At 63.9% G+C, this 11,555-nt stretch carries 10 protein-coding genes; 7 read left to right on the top strand and 3 right to left on the bottom strand.

Going from position 1 to position 11,555, the window contains the following annotated elements:
- Positions 1–1,008 (bottom strand): Gfo/Idh/MocA family protein, encoded by a 1,008-nt coding sequence (locus tag MJ603_RS09835; protein WP_243063536.1) that lies wholly within the window; start codon positions 1,006–1,008, stop codon positions 1–3.
- An 88-nt stretch (positions 1,009–1,096) separates the two neighbouring features.
- Here MJ603_RS09835 and MJ603_RS09830 point away from each other — a divergent pair, with 88 nt between their 5' ends.
- The 7 genes from MJ603_RS09830 to MJ603_RS09800 are packed head-to-tail and all read left to right on the top strand — an operon-like array spanning position 1,097 to position 9,601.
- Positions 1,097–1,741, top strand: a complete 645-nt coding sequence (locus MJ603_RS09830) for an acetyltransferase (RefSeq protein WP_243063535.1) — start codon at positions 1,097–1,099, stop codon at positions 1,739–1,741.
- 17 nt (positions 1,742–1,758) lie between these two features.
- Positions 1,759–2,796 (top strand): N-acetylneuraminate synthase family protein, encoded by a 1,038-nt coding sequence (locus tag MJ603_RS09825; protein WP_243063534.1) that lies wholly within the window; start codon positions 1,759–1,761, stop codon positions 2,794–2,796.
- Positions 2,793–3,965 (top strand): UDP-N-acetylglucosamine 2-epimerase, encoded by a 1,173-nt coding sequence (gene neuC / locus MJ603_RS09820; RefSeq protein ID WP_243063533.1) that lies wholly within the window; start codon positions 2,793–2,795, stop codon positions 3,963–3,965. The genes MJ603_RS09825 and neuC overlap by 4 nt, the downstream gene beginning before the upstream one ends.
- The gene (locus MJ603_RS09815) at positions 3,958–5,013 is read left to right on the top strand and encodes a sugar phosphate nucleotidyltransferase (RefSeq protein WP_279239130.1); all 1,056 of its coding nucleotides are present in this window, start codon (positions 3,958–3,960) and stop codon (positions 5,011–5,013) included. Before neuC ends, MJ603_RS09815 begins: the two co-directional genes overlap by 8 nt.
- A complete protein-coding gene (locus MJ603_RS09810; protein WP_243063531.1) occupies positions 5,010–5,999 on the top strand; it encodes an SDR family NAD(P)-dependent oxidoreductase in 990 nt (329 codons plus the stop codon). The genes MJ603_RS09815 and MJ603_RS09810 overlap by 4 nt, the downstream gene beginning before the upstream one ends.
- Entirely contained in the window at positions 5,996–7,213 is a 1,218-nt protein-coding gene (locus MJ603_RS09805; RefSeq protein ID WP_243063530.1) for an aminotransferase class I/II-fold pyridoxal phosphate-dependent enzyme, read from the top strand. The genes MJ603_RS09810 and MJ603_RS09805 overlap by 4 nt, the downstream gene beginning before the upstream one ends.
- Positions 7,214–7,237: 24 nt before the next feature.
- Complete coding sequence (locus MJ603_RS09800) at positions 7,238–9,601, top strand: hypothetical protein (protein WP_243063529.1); 2,364 nt, start codon at positions 7,238–7,240, stop codon at positions 9,599–9,601.
- On the opposite strand, the gene MJ603_RS09795 is transcribed toward MJ603_RS09800, so the two are convergent.
- Both MJ603_RS09795 and MJ603_RS18765 read right to left on the bottom strand, forming a co-directional pair.
- Positions 9,598–10,527, bottom strand: coding sequence for an NAD-dependent epimerase/dehydratase family protein (locus MJ603_RS09795; protein ID WP_243063528.1), 930 nt, complete (start codon positions 10,525–10,527; stop codon positions 9,598–9,600). The genes MJ603_RS09800 and MJ603_RS09795 overlap by 4 nt on opposite strands.
- The gene (locus MJ603_RS18765; RefSeq protein ID WP_243063527.1) at positions 10,524–11,555 is read right to left on the bottom strand and encodes a glycosyltransferase; all 1,032 of its coding nucleotides are present in this window, start codon (positions 11,553–11,555) and stop codon (positions 10,524–10,526) included. The genes MJ603_RS09795 and MJ603_RS18765 overlap by 4 nt, the downstream gene beginning before the upstream one ends.

The following is an 11,555-nucleotide window of genomic DNA, read 5'->3' as shown; positions in this document are numbered from 1 at the left end:
TCAGGGCCTCTCTGAATGTCGATACGACCCGTCCAGTTTGCGCCACCCGACGGCTCGGGCTCGTTCGGTGACCTCGACCGCGAGCCGTGCGGTCGCGAGGTCGAGAAGGCCGTCTTCGCTTCGGCCTTCCAAGACTCCCGAGAGTGCTCTGGCCTGCCGGGCGAGCACCGCGTCGCGGTCCAGATCGTCTGGATAGTCGGTGCTGCGAACCTCACCGTCAACGGTGACGGTCTCGACACGGGAAGCGATCGCATCCCATCGCACCGATCCGTTCGGAGAGGTGACGTGCATCGACCGTGCTATCGGACGGGTCACGTAGTCCAGGCGCATCGAGACCTGCGACCCGTCAGCACTTTCCCAAGTCAAGTCTGCCGCCTCCTCGACCATGAGCCCGAGAACGGGCGAAGGCACCGGAGAGAGAGTTGCCCCCAGCGGCCCCGATGGGTGTCCGAAGGTCCACAGCGCGTAGTCGATCTCGTGCACCAGGTCGAGCAGTACACCGCCCTCACCCTGGCGGGCAGAATACGACTCGCGGTAGTCGCGGTCCGGACGCCAATGAGGCAGCCAGCTCTGCGAGACGATGCGCACCGACGCCGCAAACGGCTCTGTGCCGCTGAGCCTTCCGACGGCCGCGCGTGCGGCGCGCAGGCCTTCGTGGAAACGCAAGGGCGCGCACACGCGCACGCGGTCCCGCCGTGGGTGCGCTTCGAGGGCCTCGACTTCCGCTGTCGAGCGGGCCAAGGGCTTCTCCACCAGGACCAAGCCGGCACCGGCATCCAATGCCTCGATCGCGTCCTGTATGTGGCGAGCAGTATCCGTCGCCACGACCACGAGGTCGGCCCCTTGGGGCACCGCGTCGGCGATGCGCGCACCCGCCAGTTCCGGAGAGGATGACCGGCCGTCACGTACCGGAACCGCAACCAGATCCACCACCCCGATCGAACGCAGCACCCTCAGGTGCCGAGAACCGATCGAGCCGGTGCCGCGGACAGCAGCTGTGTTGATCACCGAGCGCGGACCTCTTCGTGTCTGTTTCGGGGGCGGGCGGGGCACAGAGTACCGCTGGTCGCATTCCGCCCCGCCATACTATGGCCATATGTCAGACGTGCCGAGCTCTGGTCTCGTGATCCTGGGCGGTGGTGGCCACGCGCGGTCGATCGCCGACGTTGCTGCTCGCAGCGGCATTCCGCTGCTCGCCGTCGTCGATCCCTTCATTCCGTCAGGCTGGAGCGTCACTGTCGTTTCGGAAGTCGCCGATCTTGATGACCGAGCGCTGGCCGGGTCCTTCACGGTAGCCATTGGCGACAACACGGTGCGTGCGCGAGAGCTCGCGCTGGCTGACGGAATGGGTCTCACCCTCGCCACCGTCATCGCATCTACGGCCACCGTCGGTGGCACGCTCGGCGACGGAAGCCAAGTCCTGGAACACGCCCACGTCGGACCCGGCGCTCGTATCGGCCGCGGGGTGATCATCAACACCGCTGCCGTCGTCGAACACGACGTCGTCATCGACGACCACGTTCACGTCGCACCCGGCGCACGACTCCTGGGAGGGGCCAGCATCGGCCAAGGCGCCTTGGTCGGTGCTGGGGCCGTCGTATTGCCCTCCGTCAGCGTGGGCGCAGGTGCGATGGTCGGTGCCGGTAGTGTGGTCGTGCGAGATGTCCCCGCGGGGGCTGTAGTCAGTGGAGTACCAGCACATCCGCATCGCCGCGCGGGCACAGATCCGAAATCCGTCTGACCGAGCGAAGGGTCGCTGTGGAAACAATCACCGTCGGGAACCACCTTTTGGGTGGGGATCTGCCGTTCGTCATCGCCGAAGCCGGCGTCAACCACGACGGCGATGTCGCTAAGGCCCACACTCTCATCGACGTCGCGGCAGAGGCCGGAGCCGGATCCGTCAAATTCCAGACCTTCGAAGCGAGTTCGCTGGTCGCGGAGAACACGTCTTCTGCTCCCTACCAGGAGCGCGCGACGGGGTCATCGTCGCAGTCCGAGTTGCTCCAAGCGCTCTCACTGCCGCGCAGTGCATGGCGCGAGTTGTCGGATCATGCCAGCGAGAAGGGTCTGCTTTTCCTCTCGACACCGTTCGACCTGGCCAGCGCCGACCTGCTGCTCGAACTCGGGGTGCCGGCACTCAAAGTTCCCTCCGGCGAACTCACCAATCTCGCCTTCATCCGTCGTCTTGCCGAGTTGGGCGTTCCATTGCTGATCTCCACCGGTATGGCAAGCCTCGACGAGGTCGGTGCGGCGCTCGAAGCGGCCGCGGCCGCGCCGGGCCGTGCGCTGTTCCATTGCGTCTCGGCCTATCCCGCTCCGTTCGAGGATTGCAATCTGTTGGCTATTCCCGCGATGGCCGAGCAGTTCGACGTGCCGGTCGGCTGGTCTGACCATACGGCCGGATCGACGGCGGCGGTCGCCTCCGCGGCACTCGGCGCACGCATCTTCGAGAAGCATTTCACGCTCGATTCCACTGCGCCTGGTCCGGACCACGCAGCCAGCCTCGAGCCAGAAGAATTGGCGGAGTACATCAGCGATGTCAGCACCGCCGTGCAGATGCTCGGCGACGGCAAGAAGCGGCGGATGCCGAGCGAGTTCGAGAACGCTCCCTTGGTTCGCCGCTCGTGGCATGTGCGCCGAGACTTGCCGGCCGGGCATGTCATCTCCACCGACGACGTGATCGCCCTGCGCCCGGAGACAGGCGTCTCGGTCGCCGTGGACATCGTCGGCCGTACGACCACGCGCGCGGTCGCGACAGGCGATGCTCTCGTTCCGGACGCAGTCACGGCCGAATGACTGTCGCGGTCTTCGTTTCCGGGCGAGCCGACCTCGGACCCCTCGGGCCGGTCCTCGCCAGGATCGCTGAAGCCGCGCACGAGTTGCTCGTGCTCACGGGCGTCGGATTCGACGCGGAGTCTGCCGGAGCCGCGCTCGCCGATATCGGGGTCAACCGGGTTGTCGTTCGCGCTATCGGCCCGCGACTCGTAGGCGATACCCCGGCGGATGCCGCTCGTACCGGTGCAGCCCTGTCCCAGGGCATCGCGGAGGTGCTGGACACCATCGAGGTCCTCGTGGTGCTCGGAGATCGCTGGGAGCTGCCTTGGGTGGTGATGCCTGCGGTGCTCGCTCGGGTACCCGTCGTGCATCTTCACGGTGGAGAGGTCACTGAGGGCGCCATCGACGAGCGCGTCCGGCACGCGATCACCAAGCTGTCCGACGTGCACTGCGTGGCCTCCACGGATGCCATGGACCGTCTCGTGCAGATGGGAGAAGATCCGGCAACGGTGCACGTCACCGGAGCCCCTGGGCTCGATCGTCTCGCCGAAGCCACCCCGCTTTCGGATGCCGAGATTGCATCGGCTCTTGGCGTCGATCTTCGAAGGCCGTTGGCGCTGTTCACTTATCACCCGGTCACGACCGAGTCGGTCGCGGAGATGGTGCACGGGGCGGTCGATGCATTGCTGGGAACCGCCGACGCTGCCGCAACCGTGATCGTCACCCACCCTGGGCCGGACCCCGGTGGCTATGCCGTACGTGACGCCTTGCTCACCGCGGTAGAGACGCTCCCGAATGTCGTTGCAGTGCCAGCACTTGGCGCTCGGTATCCGCGTGTGCTCGCTGCCTGCGACGTCGTTGTCGGCAACTCATCGTCGGGCATCATCGAAGCCGCCACGGTGAACGTACCGGCTGTCGACGTCGGCACTCGTCAAACCGGGCGATTGCGTGCAGCCACCGTCACCCACGTCGACGACGGACGCGAGAACGTGAAGGCGGGCGTTCAGCGGGCGCTGGCGAGCCCCCACCCCCACGGTACGATGAACCCTTACGGCGACGGGCGGGCCGCCGCGCGCATCGCCGAATTGATCTTGCAGATCCGGCGCCCGGCTGGGCCGAAACGCTTCCGTGATCTCGACGCTCGTGTGATCCGCCGGGCGGACCAGAAGGAGACACTGCACGATGAATAGAACCCGTACCGTGGCCGACTACACACTCGGCTCTTCGGCCAGCATTCGGGATGCGATGAAGCTGATCGACCGCAACGGCCTGGAGATCGCGGTGCTCGTCGACAATGGACTTCTGGTCGGTGTACTCACCGACGGCGACCTGCGCCACGCCATCCTCGACGGCGCGGCGCTCGATGATCCCGCGCTGGCTCGCGCCACGCGCAACCCGACGACAGTGCCGGAGGGTACGAACCGTGCTCACGCGCTCGACGTCATGCGGGCCACGCGGCTCGAGCAGATTCCGGTGATAGACGGCGACGGCCGGGTGATCGGTATGCATACCCTCAGCGATATCGTCGGCCATCCTGTGCTCGACAACGTCGCTGTCGTGATGGCGGGTGGGCGTGGCGTGCGCCTCGGAGAGCTGACTCAGCACACTCCTAAGCCACTCGTTCCTATCGCCGGGCGCCCCATCATCGAGTGGGTTCTACTCAATCTGATCAGTGGCGGCATCCGCACGTTCTACATCTCGGTGAATTACCTAGCAGACCAGATCATCGAGCGCCTCGGCGACGGCTCCTCCATCGGAGCAACGATCCATTACATCCATGAAGACGCCGAGACCCCATTGGGAACGGCGGGCTCCCTCGCGCTGATCGACCGTGCCGAACTGCCCGACGCTCCCCTGGTCGTGACGAATGCCGACCTGATGGTGCAATTCGACGTCGGTGAATTCATCGACTCGCATGTGGCTATGGGTAGTGCCGTGACCGTCGCCACACGACGCTACGAGCACCAGGTGCCATTCGGCGTAGTCGAGCGCGGCTCCGACCGGCACATCGCTCAACTTGTGGAGAAGCCTGTTCTCGACGTCGAGACCAATGCTGGAATCTACGTCGTCTCGCCCGATGCATTGGGCTTCGTGCCCTCAGGCCGTCCCAGTACGATGCCAGAGCTTGTCGAAACCTGCATCCAGCGTGGTCTCACCGTTGGGGCTTGGTCGATGGAATCGGATTGGATCGACGTCGGAACACCTCGCGACTTGGCGAGAGCAAGGGGAAATCAGTGAGTGCGATTGCCGGTAAGACCGTTCTGGTGACCGGAGCGGACGGCTTCATCGGCAGCCACCTCGTCGAACGCCTCGTTCGCGACGGCGCGAACGTGCGAGCAATGTGTCTCTACAATTCCAACGGGTCGGCCGGCTGGCTCGACGAGTCGCCGATCCGCGACGACCTCGATGTGAGACTCGCGGACATCCGCGATGCAGAGTATGTGCACACGCTGGTCAAGGGCGTCGACGTCGTGCTGCACCTTGCAGCGCTCATCGCGATCCCGTACTCGTACGTGGCACCGCGTTCTTACGTCGACACGAACATCACCGGCACGCTCAACGTGCTCGAGGCGGTCCGCGCGGAAGGGACGCCGCGCATGGTGCACACCTCGACCTCCGAGGTTTACGGCACACCAGAGTCCGTTCCGATCACTGTCACTCACCCGCTGCGCGGGCAGTCGCCATACTCGGCATCGAAGATCGGTGCGGACAAGATGTGCGAGTCCTACGCGTTATCGTTCGAGACGCCAGTCACGGTACTGCGTCCTTTCAACACGTTCGGCCCTCGCCAATCGATGCGAGCTGTCATCCCCACCATCCTCAACCAGCTCCTTGCCGGGGCAACCGAGGTTCACCTGGGCGCTTTGTCACCGAAGAGGGACTTCACCTTCGTCGCCGACACCGCCGACGGCTTCGTGCGCGCTGCGACGAAGGATCTCACGCCCGGCACGGTGGTGCAGCTCGGAACGGGGCGCACGGTGTCGATCGGCGAGACATTCGAGATGTGCCTCGAGGCAACGAGATCGACGGCGACGGTGACAACCGACGAGGACCGGTTCCGTCCGGCTGGCTCGGAAGTCGAGATTCTGCTGTCCGACCCCAGCCAAGCAGCTGAAGTGCTCGACTGGACACCGCAGACTTCGCTCGAAGACGGCTTGCGAGCGACTGCCGAGTGGCTGCGCGGCCGGGTCGATGCGACCACCGCGGGGATCTACCACCGATGAGCGCCCAGAGTTCAGACAGCGCCTCCTGGGGAAACACTCCTCGAGCGGAGACGGCGAACTCCGATCTGCCGTTCATCCCGCTCGCCGTCCCTACCATCACAGACCACGAAGTGGCACGAGTGACCGACGCCGTGAAGTCGGGATTCGTCTCGTCCGTCGGTCCGTATGTCGCGGAGTTCGAGCACACGTTCGCCGAACTGGTCGGCTCGAAGTACGCCGTCGCCTGCACGAGCGGCACCGCCGCGATCCACCTGGCCTTCGCCGCGCTCGACGTTCCGCGCGGCGCCGATATCGCCGTTCCGGACTTCACCTTCGTCGGCTCCAGCAATCCGGTCGCGTACGTGGGTGCAAACGCGTTGCTCGTCGACTCCGACCGCGAGACGTGGTGCTTGGACCAGGACCTGCTCATCGAGGCATTGGAGAACCGGAAGCGCAAGGGTGAGGCGCTACCCGCAGTGGTCGAGCCCGTGCACATTCTCGGTCAGCCCGCGCGGATCGACCGCCTGGTCGAGTTCTGCCTGAGCAACGGCATCGCCATTGTCGAAGACGCCGCAGAATCGCTCGGCGCCACATGGAGCGACGGCGCCTTCGCCGGTCGCCACACCGGCACCATCGGCACCATCGGCGCCTTCTCCTTCAACGGCAACAAAATCGCCACGGCAGGCGGCGGCGGGATGCTGGTCACCGACGACGCCGACCTTGCCGCGCGGGCAAAGCACCTCTCCACGCAAGCCAAGGTGCCAGACATCGGGTACCTGCACGACGAGGTCGGATACAACTACCGCCTGACCAACATCGCAGCCGCGCTCGGCCTTGCGCAACTCGACCGTCTCGATGAGCTGAAAGCACGACGCGCACACGTCGCGCGCCGCTATGACAAGGCGTTCGCCGGTACGGCGATCACTGCCCCGCCGCGTGTCCCGGGCTTCGACGCAACCTACTGGCTGTACTCGGTGCTCGCACCCGCGGGCATCGGCACCGAGTATCGGGATGCGCTCTGGAAGCACATGGGGGAGGCGCAGATCGGCTCACGCCCGCTCTGGCGCCCGCTGCACATGCAGCCACCGTGGCAGGGGTCTGCGCAGCTCGGCGGCGCGGTCGCCGAAGACATCTTCAACCGCGGACTGTCATTACCCTGTTCGTACGACCTCACGGATGCCGAGCAGGACCGCGTCATCGACGTCGCGCTCGAGTTCCTTTCTCAACTTCGGTAGGCATCCCTGTCCGCTTCGGCGCCGGTGTCGATCGTCGACCGGCATTCGCTGCTCCCTCAGTGGGGCCATCGGCTTGTGCGATGGGTCCCCGCCATAGTCGGCTACGTCGCCACGCTGGTGATGTTCGTTGCCTTCAACACACCGTTGCTCTCTGTTTTCCTGTACTCGCTGTACCTTCTCGTCTTCGCAGCGATTCCCGGGACGTTGCTATGGCGAATGCTGAGGACGAATCCCAAGTCATTCCTCGAAGAAGTCGCTGCAGGAACTACACTCGGGCTCTGCGTCCAGACCCTCTTGACTTGGCTGCTCACGCCGTTTGGAGTACCGCGATTAGCCGCGGTCTGGATCGTCATCGTGGTGGGCCTCTGCATTGTCCGTCCCCGGCTCCGGAGCCTGTGGCGTTCGCAGGCAGACGCCGCAGAAACCCCTGCATGGATGGGCTGGGCTCTGTCCGCGTTCAGCGTGCTGGCGTGTTGGTGGGTGGTCAACAACGACTGGCGGAACCACACGATCTCGCAGATTCCTGGCATGCCCGGTCAGTGGTACGCGGTCGCGCCACAAGAGGACATGAACTTCCAGCAGGCCATCTCAGCAATGGTGCTTCATGGTGGAACCACCTTCCCGAATGTTGCAGCCATACCTCTCAAGTACGAGTTGATGGTCTCGTACCACATCGCAGATGCAGCCCGTTGGACGGGGATCGATCTAACGGTTCTCGTCTTACGCCTGGCCACGATCCCTCTCTTGATCCTCGCTGTGCTGCTTTGTGCCGCTTTGGCACATCGGATCACGAAGTCATCGGTCGGCGCAGTTCTCGGAGCCGGGTTCGCGTACTTCACGAATCCTCCGCCATTGTGGGCGGGCACTCATTACCCCCTCATCCAGGTCGCGAGCCTCAATCTCGGCGTCTATAGGAGTCCCACCCAGACGTTCGCGCAACCGATATTTCATCTGCTGCTACTGCTCGCAATAGTCATCATCAGCCGGAAACGCGTAAGCCTTCCCCAACTATCGGCTTTCGTGCTGATCGCGTTCGTCGCTGGAGGAGCCAAGGCGACTCTGCTGCCTCAGACGATCTGCGCTCTGATCGCGGCTTTGGCTGTTGGCTGGATTATCAGGGCGCGAAAGTCCGGAAGAATATTGTTCCTTCTTGGCGCAGTCGCAGTCCTCTTCCTCGCCACTCTGTACTTGATTCTGGGCACCGGGGCCCGCGGTCTCGTCCCATCTCTCGATGTCACAGCCACGCACTGGACCGCATTCGCATCGTTGCTGCACCCGGCTTTCGCTATTCACCTCAGCCCGTTCAAGGCAGCATTCCTAGCAGTGGGGTGGTCTCTCGGGGTGATCGCGGCGCTCGTCGCGATCATCGTGAAACGCAAAGACCTAGGGGTCTGGATGCTCGCCGGCGTCGGGCTGTCAGGCTTCGGTGGATCCTTATTGACGGCACATCCCACCCTCAGCCAGATCTGGTTCTTGCGCGGCGCCTGGCCCCTACTGGGCATACTCGCTGGGATCGGTGTCTTCGAGGCTGCCAAAGCGCTGCATGTCAACCGTCGAGTCGGAGTCGCGGTAGTGCCGGTGTCCCTAGTACTCGGACTCGGGGCTGCAGTTGCGGTGCGGCATTCCTTTCATATCCCAATCGCTTATGAGTACCAAAAGACGTGGGCAGATCTTTTCGCGCCGTATGCGGTCCTCATCTCTCTCTCGCTCCTGATCGGCGCCATCGCTGTGCTTGTGATCGTCCTGTTCGCGAAGCGCAGGCGAGCGCCCCTCAGCGGACTCGTGATCGTCGGGCTGCTCGTCTCGGTTGTCGCGCTCCAGGGCTCGAGCGCGACGGAATTGGCCGTTCAAGGGCTTTTGCCGATGTCGCAGACCTCCTGGTTTCCAAAGACCGACGCCGACGGGGCGTACGCGGCCCGGTGGGTGCGTGACCATTCTCAGGTTGATGACACGATCGTCACCAACATGCACTGTTTAGGGACGGCGCAACCGCCGTTCAGCGCCCAGCCTCCCGTGAAGGCGGAGCCCCCCGTCGACGCATATTGCAGCAACGCCCGGCACTTCTGGCTCGGCGCGCTCTCAGAAAGACAAGTGCTCCTCGAAGGCTGGGACTACGCCCCAGCCCCGCAGGACGTAGCTCCTGATTGGGATTCGGCCCCGGCCGGGACACGGTTCTGGGATCCAGCATTCCTCGCTCAGAATGACGGGGCTCTATCGAGTCCATCGCCGACGACGATGAACTGGCTGCGGGAGCACTCCGTGGACTGGATCGTCGTTGATCGCTCTGTGTCGCGCGAGTCTTCGCGATTGAAAAACTACGCCGACCTCGTACTCGTAAAGGGCCATTTCGCTGTGTACCGAGTCGATAGCAACGCTGCCGGCGGTTAGCTTGGGTTCAGAATGCGAGAGCGTACATCGGCTAATGTGCGCGCAAATCCGACAGGGAATGGAGTGTGGGCCCTTCGATCGAGTTCCGGAAAAACCGTCGAGCGCACGCGTAAATCTCTCGTCTGCGACGTCGCGTATGTCGAGGATGCGAGGATAAGCGGCGGGCGACGACGGGCGATCAGACGCATCTCTCCGAGGACCTTGGCGATCGAAATCGCCTGACCAGTGGCGATGATCTTGGTGACGGGTCGCGAACCCGATTCCCAAGCTGCCACTGTTTGTAGCAGGTCGACGACGACGGTCGCGGCGTCCTGAACGTAGATGTAGTCGCGCAGGGTGTCCATGGGCACATAGACCCCCAGCGGCCTATTCGTCACCAGGGAGACGCAAAGTTGCGAGACGAGTCCCTGGGGTTTGGCAAGGTTCTGTCCAGGGCCGTACAGGTTTGCGATCCGACCGATGGCCACGCGCGCACCGACATCAGTGAGGCTCGCGACGATGCGTTCGAGAATCAGCTTTGTTTGCCCGTACGGCGCGAGCGGAGAAGGAAGGGTTGATTCCGTAAAGGGCGGATTTGCCGATCCCCCATATGCGCCGCCCACCGACGAAGCGAAGAAGATCGTACCCCGGCTCGCCGCCTTCGATCGAGCAATGTGATCGACGAACGACGAGAAGACGGCGATCTCTTCGTCGAATGCGTTCTGGGGTGTCTGAGTGACGCCGGCTCCGGCAGACCAATACAAGGACCACGGCTCGTCGGGCTTAGTGAGACTACGAAAGGCGTGCTGCAGATCGCTTCGACTCGCCGGTAGCCCCCAACGAATCTCCGGAGAGAAAACGTCGGCGCCGCGCCGCGTCAATTCACGTGAGAGCGCTTGCCCTAAAAGGCCGTGGCTCCCGATAACGAGCGCGCGCTTCGCATTCACTTCGGAAAGTCCTTGCCCTCCGGGGTGAATGCAGTCGTCTGACTGTCGCGCCCGAGTGGGCCACGGTCGGGGTCGGAGATGATCAGGTATGGCGGTCTTCCCATCGCCTGGTTGACGACGACCCCGACATACTCGGCGATGATCCCGAGGAAGAAGAGGACGATGCCACCGATGACGAGCACCGCCACCATGAGAGAGGCCCATCCCTGTGGCCAAGAGCCCCCGGCGACGCGATTGACGGCGAGCACGATCGCAGTAACGAGTCCGAGAGCAGCGAGGATCGCTCCGACGACGCTGACGACACGTAGGCCCCTGGTGCCGCTCGTAAGGACGAGTCGCCAGAAGTGAGAAAGCAAGCGACGCAAGTTGTAGCCGGATGGTCTGTCGAACTCTTCACGGAGCCGGATCGGGGCCGTCGAAATGTCGTCAGCAACCCACCCGAGCGCCACGTCGAGATACACACCTTGACCCGCATAGGCTGCGACGGACCGACCGGTCTCGCCCAACATGAGACGAAACGAGTGATAGACGCGTGCGCCTTTGCCGCCGCTCAAAACGTCGACGATCCGCTTCGACGTACGCGACGTGACGTTACGGAAGAAACTGTGCGGAGCCTCGTTCACTGGGTGCGCGTAGACGAGACTGGCCTGCTCCTCCATTGCCACGTCCAGCATGATTCCAATTTGCCCGGGGTCGTACTGACCGTCCTCATCGATCGTGGAGATCCACTCCTCCCCTGACGACGCGATGCCCGCAAGGGTCGCAGCGTGCTGACCGAAGTTGCGGCTCAGCCATATCCCTCGAACAAAGGAGTGGAGTTGCTCCAGTTCTCGAATCACAGAGGCGGACGCGTCCGGTCCGTGATCGTGGACGAGGAGCACTTCCGCGACTCGGGCCGCGCGCCCGTGCGGAGTCCTGAAACCGTCAACTAGTGACTGGATCTCGGCCACGAGGGCCGGCAGAGTTTCTGCGCCACGATATACGGGCACAACAACCGAGATCGAGTGGGGCGGCGTTACAGGGGTCAC

This window comes from Humibacter sp. RRB41 (assembly GCF_022761015.1).
In the GTDB taxonomy this organism is placed as follows: Bacteria; Actinomycetota; Actinomycetes; order Actinomycetales; family Microbacteriaceae; genus Humibacter.
Note: the sequence above shows the minus strand (reverse complement) of the source record. Positions and strands in the feature narration are given on the sequence as shown.

Excerpts from the sequence above, each read along its gene's own strand:
- MJ603_RS09805 (WP_243063530.1), top strand. The coding sequence starts at position 5,996 with ATGAGCGCCCAGAGTTCAGACAGCGCCTCCTGGGGAAACACTCCTCGA.
- MJ603_RS09815 (WP_279239130.1), top strand. The coding sequence starts at position 3,958 with ATGAATAGAACCCGTACCGTGGCCGACTACACACTCGGCTCTTCGGCC.
- MJ603_RS09830 (WP_243063535.1), top strand. The coding sequence starts at position 1,097 with ATGTCAGACGTGCCGAGCTCTGGTCTCGTGATCCTGGGCGGTGGTGGC.
- neuC (WP_243063533.1), top strand. The coding sequence starts at position 2,793 with ATGACTGTCGCGGTCTTCGTTTCCGGGCGAGCCGACCTCGGACCCCTC.